At 68.4% G+C, this 16,924-nt stretch carries 20 protein-coding genes; 16 read left to right on the forward strand and 4 right to left on the reverse strand.

Annotated elements, in window-relative coordinates:
* Positions 1-31: 31 nt before the first annotated feature.
* Genes OHB24_RS29205 through OHB24_RS29215 form a run of 3 tightly spaced genes read right to left on the reverse strand, consistent with a single transcriptional unit; the run spans position 32 to position 2,543 of the window.
* On the reverse strand, positions 32-1,207 hold the full coding sequence (locus tag OHB24_RS29205; protein WP_327634061.1) for an acyl-CoA dehydrogenase family protein: 1,176 nt from the start codon (positions 1,205-1,207) through the stop codon (positions 32-34).
* A 46-nt stretch (positions 1,208-1,253) separates the two neighbouring features.
* A complete protein-coding gene (locus OHB24_RS29210) occupies positions 1,254-1,829 on the reverse strand; it encodes a DUF1707 SHOCT-like domain-containing protein (RefSeq protein ID WP_327634062.1) in 576 nt (191 codons plus the stop codon).
* A gap of 21 nt (positions 1,830-1,850) precedes the next feature.
* Positions 1,851-2,543: a type 1 glutamine amidotransferase gene (locus OHB24_RS29215; RefSeq protein ID WP_327634063.1), complete on the reverse strand. Its 693-nt coding sequence runs from the start codon at positions 2,541-2,543 to the stop codon at positions 1,851-1,853.
* Positions 2,544-2,622: 79 nt separating this feature from the next.
* Here OHB24_RS29215 and OHB24_RS29220 point away from each other — a divergent pair, with 79 nt between their 5' ends.
* The 5 genes from OHB24_RS29220 to OHB24_RS29240 all read left to right on the forward strand — a co-directional run bounded on the left by OHB24_RS29220 (position 2,623) and on the right by OHB24_RS29240 (position 7,719).
* Positions 2,623-3,456, forward strand: a complete 834-nt coding sequence (locus OHB24_RS29220; protein ID WP_327634064.1) for an FHA domain-containing protein — start codon at positions 2,623-2,625, stop codon at positions 3,454-3,456.
* A 41-nt stretch (positions 3,457-3,497) separates the two neighbouring features.
* Positions 3,498-4,709 (forward strand): 1-deoxy-D-xylulose-5-phosphate reductoisomerase, encoded by a 1,212-nt coding sequence (gene dxr / locus OHB24_RS29225; protein WP_327634065.1) that lies wholly within the window; start codon positions 3,498-3,500, stop codon positions 4,707-4,709.
* Positions 4,706-6,013: a M50 family metallopeptidase gene (locus OHB24_RS29230; protein WP_327634066.1), complete on the forward strand. Its 1,308-nt coding sequence runs from the start codon at positions 4,706-4,708 to the stop codon at positions 6,011-6,013. Before dxr ends, OHB24_RS29230 begins: the two co-directional genes overlap by 4 nt.
* Positions 6,014-6,019: 6 nt before the next feature.
* The gene (gene ispG, locus OHB24_RS29235; RefSeq protein WP_327634067.1) at positions 6,020-7,168 is read left to right on the forward strand and encodes a flavodoxin-dependent (E)-4-hydroxy-3-methylbut-2-enyl-diphosphate synthase; all 1,149 of its coding nucleotides are present in this window, start codon (positions 6,020-6,022) and stop codon (positions 7,166-7,168) included.
* A gap of 62 nt (positions 7,169-7,230) precedes the next feature.
* Positions 7,231-7,719: a nucleosidase gene (locus OHB24_RS29240; RefSeq protein ID WP_327641119.1), complete on the forward strand. Its 489-nt coding sequence runs from the start codon at positions 7,231-7,233 to the stop codon at positions 7,717-7,719.
* On the opposite strand, the gene OHB24_RS29245 is transcribed toward OHB24_RS29240, so the two are convergent.
* Positions 7,700-8,206 (reverse strand): NUDIX domain-containing protein, encoded by a 507-nt coding sequence (locus OHB24_RS29245; RefSeq protein ID WP_327634068.1) that lies wholly within the window; start codon positions 8,204-8,206, stop codon positions 7,700-7,702. The two genes, OHB24_RS29240 and OHB24_RS29245, sit on opposite strands and share 20 nt — an antisense overlap.
* A gap of 77 nt (positions 8,207-8,283) precedes the next feature.
* Here OHB24_RS29245 and OHB24_RS29250 point away from each other — a divergent pair, with 77 nt between their 5' ends.
* The 11 genes from OHB24_RS29250 (at position 8,284) to OHB24_RS29300 (ending at position 16,862) form a co-directional block, all read left to right on the forward strand.
* Positions 8,284-9,060: a cyclase family protein gene (locus OHB24_RS29250; protein WP_327634069.1), complete on the forward strand. Its 777-nt coding sequence runs from the start codon at positions 8,284-8,286 to the stop codon at positions 9,058-9,060.
* Positions 9,057-10,667, forward strand: a complete 1,611-nt coding sequence (locus tag OHB24_RS29255; protein WP_327634070.1) for a thiamine pyrophosphate-binding protein — start codon at positions 9,057-9,059, stop codon at positions 10,665-10,667. The genes OHB24_RS29250 and OHB24_RS29255 overlap by 4 nt, the downstream gene beginning before the upstream one ends.
* A gap of 71 nt (positions 10,668-10,738) precedes the next feature.
* A complete protein-coding gene (locus tag OHB24_RS29260; protein ID WP_327634071.1) occupies positions 10,739-11,101 on the forward strand; it encodes a MerR family transcriptional regulator in 363 nt (120 codons plus the stop codon).
* Positions 11,098-11,433, forward strand: a complete 336-nt coding sequence (gene trxA / locus OHB24_RS29265; protein ID WP_327634072.1) for a thioredoxin — start codon at positions 11,098-11,100, stop codon at positions 11,431-11,433. Before OHB24_RS29260 ends, trxA begins: the two co-directional genes overlap by 4 nt.
* Positions 11,434-11,607: 174 nt before the next feature.
* On the forward strand, positions 11,608-11,772 hold the full coding sequence (locus tag OHB24_RS29270) for a CopG family transcriptional regulator (RefSeq protein ID WP_327634073.1): 165 nt from the start codon (positions 11,608-11,610) through the stop codon (positions 11,770-11,772).
* Complete coding sequence (locus OHB24_RS29275; protein WP_327634074.1) at positions 11,769-12,413, forward strand: VOC family protein; 645 nt, start codon at positions 11,769-11,771, stop codon at positions 12,411-12,413. The genes OHB24_RS29270 and OHB24_RS29275 overlap by 4 nt, the downstream gene beginning before the upstream one ends.
* Positions 12,410-12,892 carry a GNAT family N-acetyltransferase gene (locus OHB24_RS29280; RefSeq protein ID WP_327634075.1) on the forward strand — a complete coding sequence of 161 codons (483 nt, stop codon included), beginning with the start codon at positions 12,410-12,412 and terminating at the stop codon, positions 12,890-12,892. Before OHB24_RS29275 ends, OHB24_RS29280 begins: the two co-directional genes overlap by 4 nt.
* 18 nt (positions 12,893-12,910) lie before the next feature.
* Positions 12,911-14,167 carry an MFS transporter gene (locus OHB24_RS29285; protein WP_327634076.1) on the forward strand — a complete coding sequence of 419 codons (1,257 nt, stop codon included), beginning with the start codon at positions 12,911-12,913 and terminating at the stop codon, positions 14,165-14,167.
* 61 nt (positions 14,168-14,228) lie between these two features.
* Positions 14,229-15,053: a GNAT family N-acetyltransferase gene (locus OHB24_RS29290; protein WP_327634077.1), complete on the forward strand. Its 825-nt coding sequence runs from the start codon at positions 14,229-14,231 to the stop codon at positions 15,051-15,053.
* A 93-nt stretch (positions 15,054-15,146) separates the two neighbouring features.
* Positions 15,147-16,451: a M14 family zinc carboxypeptidase gene (locus tag OHB24_RS29295; protein ID WP_327634078.1), complete on the forward strand. Its 1,305-nt coding sequence runs from the start codon at positions 15,147-15,149 to the stop codon at positions 16,449-16,451.
* 36 nt (positions 16,452-16,487) lie between these two features.
* Positions 16,488-16,862: a DoxX family protein gene (locus OHB24_RS29300; RefSeq protein WP_327634079.1), complete on the forward strand. Its 375-nt coding sequence runs from the start codon at positions 16,488-16,490 to the stop codon at positions 16,860-16,862.
* Positions 16,863-16,924: the final 62 nt, after the last annotated feature.

Here is a 16,924-nt window from a genome sequence, read left to right on the forward strand (position 1 = left end):
TAGCCGCGCACAGGCCAGGCCGGTACAGCCGTCACCGGAACGCGGACTGCCCGGTGAGCGCCTGACCGATCACGAGCTGGTGGACCTCGGAGGTCCCCTCGTAGGTGAGGACGGACTCGAGGTTGTTGGCGTGCCGCATGATCGGGTACTCGCCGCTGATGCCGTTCGCCGCGAGGATCGTCCGGCATTCGCGGGCGATCGCGATCGCCTCACGGACGTTGTTCAGCTTGCCGACCGACACCTGCTCGGGACGCAGCGTGCCCTTCTCCTTCAGCCGGCCGAGGTGCACGGCGAGCAGGATGCCCTTGTTCAGCTCGACCGCCATGTCGGCCAGTTTCGCCTGCGTCAGCTGGTACGCCGTCAGCGGCTTGTCGAACACGATCCGCTCGCCGGCGTACGCGATCGCGGTCTCCAGGCAGTCCCGCGCTGCGCCCATCGCGCCGAAGATGATGCCGAACCGGGCCTCGTTCAGGCAGCCGAGCGGGCCGGACAGGCCACGCGCCTCGGGCAGCATCGCGGAGGCCGGCAGCCGTACGTCGTCCAGCACGAGCTCGGACGTGACGGATGCGCGCAGCGACATCTTCTGCTTGATCTCCGGCGCGGAGAAGCCGGGCGTCGACGTCGGTACGACGAAGCCGCGGACACCGTCGTCTGTCCGGGCCCAGACCACCGCGACGTCGGCGATCGAGCCGTTGGTGATCCACATCTTCGAGCCGTTGAGGATCCAGTCGTCGCCATCGCTGGAGCCGTCGCGGCGGGCGTTGGTGCGCATGCCGCCCGGGTTCGAGCCGAAGTCCGGTTCGGTCAGCCCGAAGCAGCCGATCGCCTCACCCGCGGACATCCGGGGGAGCCACTCGGACTTCTGCTCCTCGCTGCCGTACTTCCAGATCGCGTACATCGCCAGTGAGCCCTGCACCGACACCAGCGACCGCATGCCCGAGTCGGCCGCCTCGATCTCGAGACAGGCCAGCCCGTAGGCGACCGGTCCGAGCCCGGCGCACCCGTATCCGGTCAGGTGCATCCCGAGGAACCCGAGCGCCCCGAACTCCTTCGCCAGCTCCCGCGCCGGAATCGCTCCCGCCTCGAACCACTCCGGCAAGGACGGCCGCAACCGCTCGTCCGCGAACCGTCGCGCAGCCCCGCGAACATCGACCTCCTCCGAAGTCAGCAAGGAGTCGACATCCACCAGATCCAACGAAGCGCTCATGGCCAAACGCTAACGGCAATCCGGCCGGCTGCGGAGGAGGTATGGATCACTTGCGGTACCAGGGCCACCACCAGTGGCGTTTGCGGGCGTGGCGGACCACGACGCTGGCGTGGTGGGCCTTGCCGGTGACGTGGAGGCGGACTCCGCCGGGGCGCGGGGCCACGGCTTTGTTCTTGGCGCTGCTGTGGTTGGCCTCGACCTGGTCGATGTCGACGCTCCAGCCTTCGGGGATGACCATCACGACCGAGCTGTGGATGGCCTGGGCGTCGACGTAGATGTCGGACCAGTGCACGACGGCGTCGGTGAAGTCGAGCTTGACCGAGGAGTGCTCTGCGATCGCGGTCAGGCGCTCGGGCACGATCCAGGCGCCCTCGCGCTTCTGCGCGCTGTGCCGGGCCCGGAGCGTGAGTTCCTGGGAGCTGCCGTGAGCGACCGGCACCAGGTCAGCGGTCGCGTTGCGGAGCTCGAGTTGGGTCTTGGCCGAGTAGACCTGGGTCAGCCGCTCGTCCAGCTCCTCGAAGTCCAGCCGCCCGTCGGTGTGCGCCTCCTGGATCACGGCGGCGGCACGCTCACGGTCGTTGTCGGATGCCCGGTGGTTGGGCGGCGGCTGCTCCAGACTCATGTCCCATAAGGTAACGCCGCATCAGCCGACGAGTGACAGGAACCGTCCCACCACGGTGGACCAGGTCTTCTCCAGTTCGACGGCGTACCGTTCCGCATCCGCCACCACGGCGTCCGGGTCGAACCCGAGCGACCGCAGTCGCGCCGGCTCCCAGCGCCGTACCCGCGCTGCCTCTACCTCCGGATGGAACTGCACACCCCAGCTCTGCCCGATGCGCAGCATCTGGTTCGTGCACCGCTCACTGGACATCAGCAGCACCGCATCCTCAGGCAGCCGCGTGATCTGATCCTGGTGGCTCTCGACAGCCCGCACCGTCGACGGCAGCCCAGACAGCAGTACGTCGTCCGCACCGGCCGGGAGCACCGTCAAGGAGGTCACACCCTTCTCCGGCTGCCCGTACTTCCCCTGCACCTCACCGCCGAACGTGTGCGCCAGCAACTGCGCACCAAGGCAGATCCCCAGCACCGGCACCCGCCCGTGCGCGTCGCGCAGCAGCGAACGCTCCGCGGGCAGCCACGGCGACCGCTCGTCCTCATCCGGCAGCATGCCGCCGCCGAGCATGATGAGCGCCGCGTGACCGTCCACGCTCGCGGGCACGGGTTCACCGTCCCAGGCCCGGACGACGACCGGAGCGAGCCCGTGGTCGTCCAGCCAGCCGAGCAGCCGACCAGGTCCGCTGCCTTGGTCGTTCTCGATGATGAGCACAGAAGTCACCGGGCAACCGTACGGCGGCACACCGAGCTGCGGCGTACCGGAGTAGGGATTCCGGGATACTGATGCACTGGGGGTGTCGATGGAACCTGTCAGTGGATTCGTGCGGGCTGTTGTCGGAGATGTGGCCTTCATCTTCAGCAAGGGCATGGTCAGCGCGTACCTGCTCGCCCGCCGCAACGGGTGGCCGCGGCCGCAGCTCGACGTCCTGGTGCGGTCACACGGTCAGTACGTCCCACTGTCCATTCCCACCGGCACGGTGCCCGCGGTGGGCCGCCTGGTCGGGTTGGACGAGTTCCGGCCGGCCCCGCTGATCACTGTCGAGTTCACCCCGGGGGACACAGGTGCCGAGGCACATCTCACGGCCAACAGCCCGGTCCTCATCACGATCACCGACGTCAGTCACCGCGAGTACGACGCGGTAGTGCTGACCACCTCACTCGGCGCAGCGGCGTACGCGCAGCTGCCGCCGGGGTACTACCACGTGTCCGCTGTCGTCATCGACGAGTACGGCGACCTGCTGCAGGGGTACGGCGCTCAGCACAACCTGCGCGTGGACAAGGGCGACGACCTGATCGTCTCGCTGTCCATCCGGACCGCGGGCGTGACGGAGATCGCAGACGCCCTGGAGACCGGACCACAGCCCGCACTGGTCGGGCTGGACGGTGACGTCGTTCCGCTGCTCGACCTGGCCCGGATCGGCCGCGCACCGGACTGTGACCTCATCCTCGACCGCCCTGAAGTCAGCCGGTACCACGCGGAGCTGCTGCGGATCGACGCGACCAGCTACGAGCTGCGGGACCTGGGGTCGACCAACGGGACGCTGGTGAACGGCGTACCGATCGAGACCGCAATGGTCACCCACGGCGACGAGATCAGGCTCGGAGCGCTCCCGTTCCGGCTACTGCTCGCCTGACCCGTGCCCAGATCCACGGCCTGACCTGGAACAATGGCGCCGTGAACCCGCGCAGCGTCGTCATCCTCGGCTCGACCGGCTCGATCGGCACTCAGGCGCTCGAGCTGATCGGACGGAACCGGGACCGCTTTCACGTCCTGGCCCTGTCCGCCGGCGGCGACAACGTCGCGCTGCTCGCGGAGCAGGCGCTCGAGTTCGAGGTCGAGGTCGTGGCGGTGGCCAAGGCCACGGTCGCGCAGGACCTGCAGCTGGCGTTCTACGCCGAGGCGCAGCGGAAGGGGTACGCGCAGGGCGAGTTCCGGATCCCGAAGATCATCACCGGTCCGGATGCCTCCAGCGAGCTCGCGGCGCTGCCGTGTGACGTAGTACTCAACGGCATCAACGGCTCGGTCGGTCTGCACGCGACGCTGGCCGCTCTGGACGCCGGGAACACGCTGGCGCTCGCCAACAAGGAGTCGCTGGTGATCGGCGGGCCGATCGTCACCCGGCGCGCGAAACCGGGGCAGATCGTCGCGGTCGACTCCGAGCACAGCGCGATCGCCCAGTGCCTGCGCGGCGGTTCGCCGGACGAGGTCCGCAAGCTCCTGCTGACCGCGAGCGGCGGCCCGTTCCTCGGCCGGCCGCGGAGCGAGCTGGAGAACGTGACCGTCGAGCAGGCCCTCGACCACCCGAACTTCGCGATGGGGCCGGTCGTCACGATCAACTCGGCCACGCTGGTCAACAAGGGCCTCGAACTGATCGAGGCGCACCTGCTGTTCGGGATCCCGATGGACCGGATCGACGTGGTCATCCACCGGCAGCAGGCGATCCACTCGATGGTCGAGTTCTTCGACGGTTCCACGATCGCGCAGGTCGGCGTACCGACGATGACGGTACCGATCGCGCTCGCGCTGGGCTGGCCTGACCGGATACCGGACGCGTCGCCGCCGTGGAACTGGGCCGAGGCGAGCACCTGGACGTTCCAGCCGGTCGACGACGCCGAGTTCCCGTCGGTGGCGCTGGCCCGCGAGGCGGGGACCCGGGGCGGGACCGCTCCGGCCGTCTTCAACGCGGCGAACGAGGTCTGCGTCCAGGCCTTCCGGGACGGCCGGCTGCCGTTCGTGGGGATCGTCGACACGGTGGCCCGGGTGGTGACCGATCACGACGTACCCTCGTATGAGGAACTGTCCGTCGACGACGTGCTCGCGGCGGACGCGTGGGCCCGAAAGCGGGCGCGTGACATCACCGGCGTACAGGAGACTCAGCAGGCATGAGTGTGCTTCTCACCATCCTTGGCATCGTGCTGTTCGTGGCCGGGGTGCTGATCTCGGTCGGGCTGCACGAGATGGGCCACATGCTCCCGGCCAAGGCGTTCGGGATGAAGGTCACGCAGTTCTTCGTCGGCTTCGGGCGGACCATCTGGTCGGTGAAGCGCGGCGAGACCGAGTACGGCATCAAGGCGATCCCGGCCGGCGGTTTCGTCCGGATCATCGGCATGATGCCGCCCGCCAAGGGCCAGGACCCGACGAAGGTGCGCAAGGCCAACACCGGCCCGATCCAGTCGATGGTCGAGAACGCGCGGTCCGCGGAGTACGAGACGATCTCGCCTGCGGACGACGGCCGGCTCTTCTACCAGAAGGTGTGGTGGAAGAAGCTGATCGTGATGGCGTCCGGGCCGCTGGTCAACGTGCTGATCGCGGTCGTGCTCTTCACCGGGCTGTTCACGATCTACGGCGACAGCGTCGCGCAGACCACCATCTCGACGGTCACCGACTGCGTGATCCCGGCCGACCAGGCGTCGGCCGACCGCAAGTGCCTGGACAGTGACAAGGTCTCGCCGGCCAAGCAGGCCGGGTTCCAGGTCGGCGACAAGATCGTCGCGTTCAACGGCACCACGATCACCAGCTGGGACCAGCTGACGCCGCTGATCCGGGCGAACACCGACAAGGCCGCCACGATCGTTGTCGAGCGCAACGGTCAGCAATTGACCCTGCACACCAGCACGATCGTCAACCAGGTCCTGGACAAGCCCGGGTCGGACAAGTACGTCTCGGTCGGGTTCCTCGGGGTCTCGCCGGAGAGCAAGGTCGAGCGCCAGAGCGTCGGCTACGCCCTGGACAAGATGGGCGGCTACACGGTCAGCACCATCCAGGCCCTCGGCCAGTTCCCGCAGAAGCTGGTCGGCGTCGCCAAGTCGATCGTCGGCGGCGAGCGCGACCAGGACAGCCCGATGAGCGTCGTCGGCGCCAGCCGGGTCGCGGGCGAGATCGCCTCCAGCGACCTGAACGTCGGCGCGAAGGCCGCCACCCTGATCCTGCTGCTGGCCTCGCTGAACCTGTTCCTGGCCCTGTTCAACTTCATCCCGCTGCTGCCACTCGACGGCGGTCACATGATCGGCGCGATCTGGGAAGGCGTCCGGCGCGGCCTCGCCAAGCTGTTCGGCCGGCCGGACCCCGGGTACGTCGACGTGGCCAAGCTGCTCCCGATCGCGTACGTCGCGGCCAGTGTGATCGTGGTGATGGGCGTGCTGCTCGTCATCGCCGACATCGTGAACCCCATCAAGCTGTTCAACGGATAAGGAAACATGAGCATCAACCTCGGCATGCCCGCGCTGCCGCCTCCCACCCTCGCTCCGCGCCGCAAGACCCGCCAGATCAAGGTCGGCAAGGTGCTCGTCGGCGGCGACGCGCAGGTCTCTGTGCAGTCGATGACCACGACGAAGACGCACGACGTGAACACGACGCTGCAGCAGATCGCGGAGTTGACCGCGGCCGGCTGCGACATCGTCCGGGTCGCGTGCCCGCGGCAAGAGGACGCGGACGCGCTGGCGGAGATCGCGCAGCACTCGCAGATCCCGGTGATCGCCGACATCCACTTCCAGCCGGGCTACGTGTTCGCGGCGATCGAGGCCGGCTGCGCCGCCGTCCGGGTGAACCCGGGCAACATCCGCAAGTTCGACGACCAGGTCAAGCAGATCGCGCAGGCCGCGAAGGACCACGGTACGTCGCTGCGGATCGGGGTGAACGCGGGATCGCTGGACCCGCGGTTGCTGCAGAAGTACGGCAAGGCGACGCCCGAGGCGCTCGTCGAGTCGGCGGTCTGGGAGGCGTCGCTGTTCGAGGAGCACGACTTCCACGACTTCAAGATCTCGGTCAAGCACAACGACCCGGTCGTGATGGTGCAGGCCTACGAGATGCTCGCCGAACGCGGCGACTGGCCGCTGCACCTCGGGGTCACCGAGGCCGGGCCGGCGTTCCAGGGCACGATCAAGTCGTCGGTCGCGTTCGGCGCGCTGCTGTCGAAGGGGATCGGCGACACGATCCGGGTCTCGCTGTCCGCGCCGCCGGTCGAGGAGGTCAAGGTCGGTCTGCAGATCCTGCAGTCGCTGAACCTGCGCGAGCGCAAGCTCGAGATCGTCTCCTGCCCGTCCTGCGGCCGCGCCCAGGTGGACGTCTACACCCTGGCCGAGCAGGTCACCGCCGGCCTCGAAGGCATGGAGGTCCCGCTCCGCGTCGCCGTCATGGGCTGCGTCGTGAACGGCCCCGGCGAGGCCCGCGAGGCCGACCTCGGCGTTGCTTCCGGCAACGGCAAGGGCCAGATCTTCGTCAAGGGCGAGGTCATCAAGACCGTCCCGGAATCCGCCATCGTCGAAACCCTCATCGAAGAAGCCATGCGCATCGCCGAATCCATGGAAACCACCGAACCAGGCGAACCAACAGTCTCCGTCAGCTGATCGTGACCGAGTACTTGGTGGTCAGTGCTGTTGCTGGTGAGGCTCGGTATGTGCCGGCGGGGGTGCCGGTAGTTGTGACAGGGATTGGGAAGACGGCGGCTGCGGTTGCGGTCAGTCGTGCTTTGGCGGGGCGGGATACGTCTGACCTTGTCGTGCTGAACGTCGGCACTACTGGGGCGCTGCGGGATGGGTTGGCTGGGTTGTTTTTGCCGAGTGTGGTGATCAATCACGATGTGAACGCGGAGGCGGTTCGGGCTATTGGGTTGGATCCGCGGGACGAGTTGGTTGTTGAGGGCGGGGACGGGACGGTGCTGGCGTCGGGGGACGTGTTCGTGACGGATCCCGTCGTACGGGCGCGGTTGGCGGAGCGAGCGCACTTGGTCGACATGGAGGCGTACGGCGTTGTGTACGCGTGCCAGGAGTACGGCGTACCGGTGCGGGTCGTTAAGCATGTGTCGGACTCGGCGGATGAGGCCGCACTCGACTGGCCGGCGTTGGTGGACGCCAGCGCGAAGGTGCTGGGGGAGTGGGTCAGCGAGAACGCTCGCTGAGCCATTCGAGTACGGCGGTCTCACGCACCAGCCAGCGCATCACTCCGACACCGCTCTCCAGCACGCTCTGATTGGCCGCCAGCGCCACGGCGACAGTCACCCATTGCGGCGTGAGCTCCAGCTCCGCCTCGTACCCTTCGAGTTGCTGCTCGCTGTGAGGCGTTCCGCCCGTGCACTCGAAGTAGTGCGAGGTCATCCCGAATACGTCGTATTCCGCGTCGATCGCCGCGACCTCCTCGCGGGTCGTCACCAACTCGGCTCCGACGGCAACCGCGTCGTACCCGCATTCTTCGCGGAACTCGCGGCGTAGGGCGGCCTCGAAGGATTCACCGGGTTCGACGCCGCCGCCGGGGAACTTGTAGTCGCCGTGGCGTGAGCTGAGGAGTAGCAGCTCGGGGCCGCGGAACAGTACGCCGCGGACTGCGGTGCGTTCGATCACTCGTCCGCCGGGCGGGAGGTCAGGTGCGCGAAAGATCCCCAGTTGCATGCGGTCATTGTCCTGGACGGGGGCAGGGGCGTCGGCCTAGCGTCAGGCATCCGTTCGTCACTTGCCTGGAGGTTCGCATGTCGCTTCTGTCGGCACTCGTCGCAGCACTCGCCGACGGATCGGTTGAGGTGGTGGATCTGACGTCGCCGTTGTCCGCGTCGACGCCGGTGATCCAGTTGCCGCCGGAGTTCGGGCAGACGGCGTCGTTCGCGCTGGAGGAGATCAGCAGGTACGACGACCGCGGGCCGGCGTGGTACTGGAACAACTTCACCAGCGGCGAGCACACCGGCACCCATTTCGACGCGCCGAACCACTGGGTGACCGGCAAGGACCTCGCCGACGTGGCATCGGTGCCGGCCGGCCGGCTGATCGCGCCGGCCGTCGTACTCGACTTCACCGCCGAGGTCGAGAAGAACCCCGACTTCCTCGTCGAGGTCGACCACCTCAAGGCGTGGGAGGCGGAGAACGTCCCGCTGCCCGCCGGCGGCTGGCTGTTCGTACGCACGGGATGGGACGCGCGATCGCAGTCGCAGGAGGCCTTCCTCAACGCCGACGAGAACGGGCCGCATACGCCGGGTCTGTCGCCCGAGTGTGCGCGGTGGGTCGCGCAGGAGTCGCCCGTCCTCGGGATGGGCGTCGAGACCGTCGGGACCGACGCGGGGAAGGCGCACTCGTTCGACCCGCCGTTCCCGTGTCACTCCTATCTGATGGGCAGCGACAAGTACGGGCTGACGCAGCTGCAGAACCTCGCCGAACTGCCGCCGACCGGCGCCGTCGTCATCGCCGGACCGCTGCCGATCGTCGGCGGCTCCGGCTCGCCCGCCCGGGTGCTCGCGCTGGTCGAACGCGGATGAAGGTCGCGGTCGCTGTCGGCCGCGCGTTGACGGCGGCGGGCGTCGGCCACGTCTTCGGCGTGGTCGGGTCCGGCAACTTCCACCTGACGAATGCGATGGTGGCCGCCGGCGCGCGGTTCGTCGCCGCGCGGCACGAGGGCGGCGCGGCCACGATGGCGGATGCGTACTCACGGATGAGCGGTACGGTCGCCGCGCTGTCGGTCCATCAGGGCTGCGGCCTCACGAACGCGATGACCGGGATCGCCGAGGCAGCGAAGAGCCGTACGTCGATGGTCGTCGTCGCGGCCGAGGCCAGCGAGCCTCGATCGAACTTCTACGTCGACCAGGACGCGCTCGCACGTTCGGTCGGCGCGGTACCGGTGCGGATCACCTCGGCGGAGACTGCGGTGGCCGAGGCACAGGCCGCGGTGGCGCTGGCCGTTCGCGAACGCCGTACGGTGTTGCTCAACGTTCCCCTTTCCGTGCAGGCGTTGGAGACTGCAGCGCCGGTGGTGGAGCGACCTACTTCGCGGGATGCCGTCGTACCGAAGGCCGCCGAGGTAGACGCGCTGACCAACCTGTTGCGGCGTGCCGAGCGACCTGTGTTCGTCGCCGGGCGTGGGTCCCGCGGATATCGGCAGGCCCTTGAAGCACTCGCGGAACGGTGTGGCGCGCTGGTCGCGACGTCGGCCGTCGCGCATGGCCTGTTCCACGACAACCCCTGGGATCTCGGTATCTCCGGCGGCTTCGCCTCGCCCCGTACCGCCGAACTGATCCGCGACGCCGACCTCATCGTGGGGTGGGGCTGCGCGCTGAACATGTGGACGATGCGGCACGGCCAGCTGATCGGACCCGACACAGTCGTGGTCCAGGTCGACGACGACCCGTCAGCACTCGGTGCCCACCGCAACATCCAGCTTGGTGTCACCGGCGACGTCGAGCTCACCGCCGCGCTCGCCCTCGAGACGTACGGCGAGCAGCACGCGGGTTATCGCACCGCCGAGCTCGGGAGCGTGCGGTGGCGGGACGTCGCGTTCGAGGACGAGAGCACAGAGGAGCGGATCGATCCACGGACGCTGAGCATCGCGCTCGACGACCTGCTCCCCGCCGAATGCGTGATCGCGGTCGACTCCGGCAACTTCATGGGCTACCCGAGCGCCTGCCTGTCGGTGCCGGACGAGAACGGGTTCTGCTTCACGCAGGCGTTCCAGTCGATCGGGCTGGGGCTTGCCACCGCGATCGGCGCCGCGCTGGCGCAGCCGGATCGCCTTCCGGTCGCCGTACTCGGTGACGGCGGTGCGCTGATGAGCGCCGCGGAGCTCGACACCGTACGCCGGCTCGGACTGCCGATGCTCGTGGTCGTGTACAACGACGACGCGTACGGCGCCGAGGTGCATCACTTCGGTCCGGGCGGGCATCCGCTGGAGACGGTGACGTTCCCGCCGACCGACATCGCCGCGATCGGGCGGGGGTACGGCTTCGAGGCAGTGACCGTACGCGGCGCCAAGGACCTCACCGCGGTCGAGGAGTGGCTGAACGGGCCGCGGTCGGCGCCGATGCTCGTGGACGCGAAAGTCGTCGCGGACCATCCGTCGTGGTGGCTGGAAGAGGCGTTCCGCGGGCACTGAGCGGGCCCGGCATATCCTGGCTTGACCTTGACCCTGGGGGCAAGGTTTAGCGTCGGGGTGAAGGAGGCGGGATGCGGATCAGTGATCTGGCGGCCGAGGCCGGAGTGACGGTCAAGGCGGTGCGGTACTACGAGGCGCAGGGACTGCTCAAACCGCAGCGGGAGCCCAACGGGTACCGGTCGTACGAGCCGGACGACGTGGTCGTGGTGCGTGAGGTGAAGGCGTTGCTGAGCCTCGGGCTGACCGCGGAGCAGACGTACCCGTTCATCGAGTGCCTGCGGGCAGGCAATGCGCGCGCGGACGTGTGCCCCGCGTCGCTGACGGCGTACCGGACCCGGATCGAGGAAGTGGACCGGCGGATCGCGGAACTGACCGATCTGCGGGCGCGGCTGACCGACCTCCTGACCGATGCCGAGAACTGGAGGACGAGATGAGCGATCTGCGCAGTGTCGACGAGGCCACCTTCGACGAGGTGGTGCTGCGATCCGAAAAGCCCGTGCTGGTGGACTTCTGGGCGCAGTGGTGCCCGCCGTGCCACCAGATCGCCCCGGTCCTCGCCCAGATCGGCGCCGAACGCAGCGAACAGCTGACCGTGGTGAAGCTGAACTCCGACGAGAACCCGGCGATCTCGGCCCGCTACCGGGTGATGGCGCTGCCCACCCTGATCCTGTTCCACCGCGGCGAGATGATCTGGTCCGTCGTCGGCGCCCGCCCCAAGGCCAAACTCCTGAAAGAACTCGACGACGCCCTCCTGACCGCGGTGTGACCGACCCCCAGGCCATCACAATTGCCCGCACTGCACGCGTCCGAGCGTGACACGACCAGCGGGACGCCAATTGTGATGGCCTGGCGATCCGTCACCCCATTTGCTTGCTGTACCACCACCTGATCGGCCTCCCCTGGTTGACGGTTAGCTATCTAGGATGCTAGCAATATAGCCATGGCGGGTGACGGTGACAAGAAGGTGCAGTTCAACGTGTATCTGCCGCCGGAGCTGGTGCGGCGGGTGAAGCACAAGGCGATCGACGAGATGGCGAGTCTGTCGGCGTTGGTGGAGCAGGCGTTGGCGGAGTACCTGGACAAGCATGGGGAGGCCCGGGGATGAAGGACCTGGAGAACGCAGTGATCAGGCCGCTGCGGTTCACGGCGGACGTGGAGGCGATGCGGGCCTTCCTGGAGACGCTGGGGCTGCGGTCGCGGATCGAGTCCGAGCGCGGGGGATGGGTCGACATGCTGACCGGTCGCGGGATGGTCGCGCTTCACGATGCGGCGTCGAGTTCGACGGGCGGGCGGCCGGGGCAGACGACGTTGTCGTTCGAGGCGGACAAGCTCGACGAGCTGAAGGAACGGCTGGAGCAGGTCGGGTTCGTCGACGCGACAGTCTTCGACGAGGCGTACGGGCGGGTGCTGTCGGTCAGTGGGCCCGAGGGCGTGGTGATCTGGGTCGACGAGCGCACCGACGATCTGTACGGGTACAAGCTGCACGACGCGAGCCCGGACGATCGCTGGTCGGTCACGCCGTACCTGACCGGCGCGGACGAGGCGCCCTGGAAGCGGTTCCTCGGCGCGCTCGGTGTGCAGACGACGGTCCACTTCGGGCCGGTGGACGGGGACTTCGCCGTACGGCTCGATCTGACGACCACCGAGGACCTGGCCGACGTGCAGGCCCGCGTCGGCGGATCGCGGACCGAGTCCGGTCTCGAGATCCAGGACCCGGACGGCCAACTCGTAGTGGTCCGCGGATGATCGCCGTACGACGGGCCGCGCCAGGCGATGTCGATGCGATCCGGCACATCGGCCTCACGACCTGGCCGGTGGCGTACGGCGGCCTGGTGTCCGACGACTTCATCACCGACGGACTCGCCCAATGGTGGTCGACGGAGGCGGTCGAACGCGGGATGAGCAAGGGCATCACGCTGGTCGCGGTCGACGGCGACGAACTCGTCGGCATGACCGGGCTAGGCCGCGAGGCCGACTTCTGGGTGATGTGGAAGCTCTACGTGCTGCCCGATCATCAGGGCAAGGGCGTCGGCAAGGCGCTCCTCGACGCAGCGATCAAAGCATTGCCGGAAGGTACGCCGGAACTCTGCCTGGACGTGCTCGTGGCGAACGAGCAGGCGATCGGCTTCTACCGCTCGCAAGGATTCACCGAGCCGAAGCGCGCGCCGGAGCGGGACCTCGGCGTCGAATTGATGTGGATGAGTCTTGACCTCGACCGCACCTGAACTTGCAGGATTCGCGTCATGACAACAGCGGTTCCTGAGCGGCTGCGGGACGATCCGGATTTTCGGCGGTACTGGTTGGCTCGTGCGTTGTCGATCACCGGGTCGATGGTGACGGCGATCGCGTTGCCGGTGCTCGTCTACCGGCTGAGCGGGTCGACGGTGCTGACCGCAGTGGTGACAGCGCTCGAGTCCGCGCCGTACCTGCTGGCCGGTCTGTTCGCCGGCGCGCTGGCCGACCGCTGGAACCGGCGGCGCACGATGGTGACCGCGGATGCCATCAACGCGGTTCTGGTGGGATCGGTGCCGGTCGCGCATCTGCTCGGCGTGCTCACCGTCGCCCAGGTGCTGATCGTCGCCTTCACCGTGCAGGCCGTCTACACGTTCTTCGACGGCGCGAACTTCGGCGCGCTACCTGTCCTGGTCGGCCGCGCGCGAGTGGCCCAGGCGAACTCCGCGGTCTGGACGGCGTCGAGCCTGATCGAGTTGCTCGTCCCGCCGGCGACCGGTCTGCTCCTCGCTGTACTCGCCCCGGCCAGTCTGCTCACGCTCGACGCCCTCAGCTTCGCGGCGTCCGCGTTCGCCGTCCGCGGGATCGTGCGGGCGATGTCCGAGTCCCGCGCCGGGCAGCCGCCGTTGCGGCCGAAGGTGGTCCTGAACGACATCGGCGACGGTCTGCGCTTCCTGATCCGGCACGCGGGGGTGCGCACGATGACGATCATCGGCAGCGTGCAGTCGTTCGCGGGCGGCGGGTTCATGGCGCTGATCGTGGTGTGGTGCGACCGCGTCCTGGACATCGGTACGTCGGGAGTCCGCTTCGGACTGGTCTGGGGCGTGTGGGGGATCGGCGGGCTGATCGCTGCGCTCAGCCTCCCGCGGCTGCTGAAGCGGATGCCGCCGGCGGCGATCACGCTGTACGCGCTGCCGATGTCGGCGCTGGTCGGCGTGCTCGCGCCGTTGTCGCCGAACTGGATCGTGGCATCGCTGGCACTGCTGGTGTGGGGTTCGGCGTACGTGCTGGTGCTCGTGAACGCGGTGTCGTACCGGCAGCAGGTGACGCCGGAGAACCTGCTCGGCCGCGTGAACACGGCCGGCCGGATGCTGTCCTGGGGTGTCGGGTGGACGTTCGGATCGGTCGTCGGCGGGCTGCTCGGTAACGCGTTCGGGCCGCGGACCGGGATGGTTCTGATGGGGCTGTTCGGTTGCGCGGGAGTGGTCGTCGCGTGGACGTCGCCGCTGCGCCGGATCGCCGCGGACCACGAGCCGCAGGTCGGCTGACGCGGCCCCGTTGCATGCCCCGTTGCATACGCAAGCGTCGATCATCCGCTAGGTTCTGCGCGTGGGCGTACGGGTTCTCGGTCCTCGCGACCTCGCGGCGGCGCGCGCGGTCATCGCCCGTGATCCGGTGGTGAACGTGTTCGTGGACAGCCTCGTGCAGGCGTCCGGACTCGACCCGCGGCGCGGTGCGGAGGTCTGGGGGTACGTCGAGAAGGGTGCGCTCGAGGCCCTGTGCCACGCGGGCGGGAACATGGTTCCGGTCGGCGCCGACGACGCGGCGCTCCGGGCGTTCGCGGCGTACGCGATGCGGCGCGGGCGGAACTGTTTCCAGATCCTCGGGCCGGCGGTGGCGGTCGAGCAGCTGTGGAACGTTCTCGAGCCGCACTGGGGACCGGCCCGCGAGGTGCGCGACGACCAGCCGTTCATGGTGATCGAAGGGCCGCCGTCGATCGCACCGGATCCGCTGGTCCGCGAGGTCGAGCCGGTCGAGCTGCCGATCCTGTACCCGGCGTGCGTGGCGATGTACACCGAGGAGGTCGGCGTACCGCCGCAGACCGGGCCGGACGGGACGTTCTACCGGTCGCGGGTCGCGGAGCTGATCCGGGCCGGGCGGGCGTTCGCGCGGATCGAGAACGGGCGGGTCGTGTTCAAGGCCGAGGTCGGTTCGGTCGGATCGGGCGTGTGCCAGATCCAGGGCGTCTGGGTCGATCCGGAGTACCGCGGCCGCGGGCTGGCCGCGGCCGGGATGGCGGCCGTGGTCGAACTGGCCCGCCAGATCAGCCCGGTGGTGACGCTCTACGTGAATGCGTTCAACCTGCCGGCGCGGGCGGCGTACGAGCGGGTCGGGTTCCGCACGATCGAGACGTTCGCGACGATTCTGTTCTGATACTGCGTGCTCTCCGTGATGGAGCGGTGACCGGGGCTCGGGTTGGCTGGACGTTCTGCGCCGCGCCGCCCCAGCGGAAGGAACCCTTTCAGCATGCGAAAGCTTGCCGTTTTTCTGTGCAGCTTTGCCCTCGTCGTGATGTCGTCGACTGCCTACTCGTCGGCCGCTCCACCTGACGTCGCCTACTACTCGCTCCGCGTGCCCGCCGGTACGACGGTCAACGACCTGATCCTCGACGGGTACGACATCGACCACGCGCGCGGCGACACTGCCACGGTCGTGGCGACGCCGACCGACGTACGGCGGTTGCGTGCACGAGGCGTCGTACTGGAGAAGACCGGCGACGTGTACCAGCCGGTGCCGCGGACCGAGCCCAGCGAGGCGACGTACTACGGCGGCTATCACACGACCACCGGACACGAGGAGCACAACGCGTCCGTGGCCGCGGCGCACCCGGACCTGGTGAAGCTCTACGACATCGGCGATTCGTGGACAAAGGTTCAGGGACAAGGCGGGCACGACATCCAGGCCCTGTGCATCACCAAGCTCGCGACCGGCGACTGCGCCCTGAACAGCACCGGGAAGAAGCCGAAGTTCGTCCTGCACACGCAGATCCATGCGCGCGAGATCGTGACCGGCGAGATCGCCTACCAGTGGATCGATCTGCTCGTCTCGTCGTACGGCGTCGACCCCGAGATCACCGCCTTGCTGGACAGCCGCGAACTCTGGGTGGTGCCGATCGCGAACCCGGACGGCGTCGACGTGGTCGCCTCGAATCCGACCCGGCCGGTGCTGCAGCGCAAGAACGTCGACGACAGCGCGGGCGGCTGCCCGGCGTCCGACGCGGGCGTCGACCTGAATCGCAACTCGTCGTTCCAGTGGGACGTCGACCAGGGAGGTCCCTGCGACGAGACGTACCCGGGCGCCAAGGCGTTGTCCGAGCCGGAGACCGAAGCGATCCAAGGCTTGCTGGACGCCGTCTTTCCCGACACCAAAGGCGATGTGGACGATCCCGCTGCCGCGACCACGACCGGCGTCTTCCTGACCTTGCACAGCTTCGGCAACGACATCCTGGCGCCGTGGGGCTACACCAACAACGACGCGCCGAACAAGGCCGCCTTGGTGGCCCTGGGCAAGAAGATGGGCGAGTTCACGGGGTATCCGGTGTCGACCGGAGATGGCGGGGTCGGGTACTTCGCACCTGGCGCGACCGACGACTGGTTGTACGGGACGCGCGGCGTGCCGTCGTACACGTTCGAGATCGGGCCGGACTCGGGGACGTGCGCGGGCTTCTTGCCGGCGTACTCGTGTGTTTCCTCGACGTTCTGGCCGTTGATGAAACCAGCGTTGGTTTATGCGGCTCAGGCTGCGGCGACGCCGTACGGGCAACTGCCGTGACTACTGCGGTGATTACTGTCGGGTAAGCTCCGGCGCATGTCGCGGAGCAAGAGCACCACCGGCCTGGCCGTTCTGTTCGGCGTTCTCGGCACCTTGCATTTCGTGAAGCCGGAGCCGTTCGAGCAGATCGTGCCGAAACCGCTGCCCCGGAAGAAAGAGCTCGTGTACGTCTCCGGGGTGGCGGAGCTGGCCTGCGCGGCCGGTCTGCTGCACCCGCGGACCCGCCGGCTGGCCGGGCTCGCGAGTGCCGGGCTGCTGGTCGCGGTTTTCCCGGCGAACGTCCAGATGGCCGCCGACCTGCAGAAGAAGGGGTCCCGGACGGCGCTGACGATCGCGTACGCGCGGTTGCCGCTGCAGATCCCGTTGATCCGCTGGGCGCTGAAAGCCGCCCGCGAGGGCAAGCGCGCCTGAGCCGGTGTGGGCCTGTGGATAACGTGGTGAGACCATGTCCGCCGGACCGATATTCTTTGTGA

Origin of the sequence: Kribbella sp. NBC_00482 (genome assembly GCF_036013725.1) — a bacterium.
Taxonomy (GTDB): Bacteria; Actinomycetota; Actinomycetes; order Propionibacteriales; family Kribbellaceae; genus Kribbella.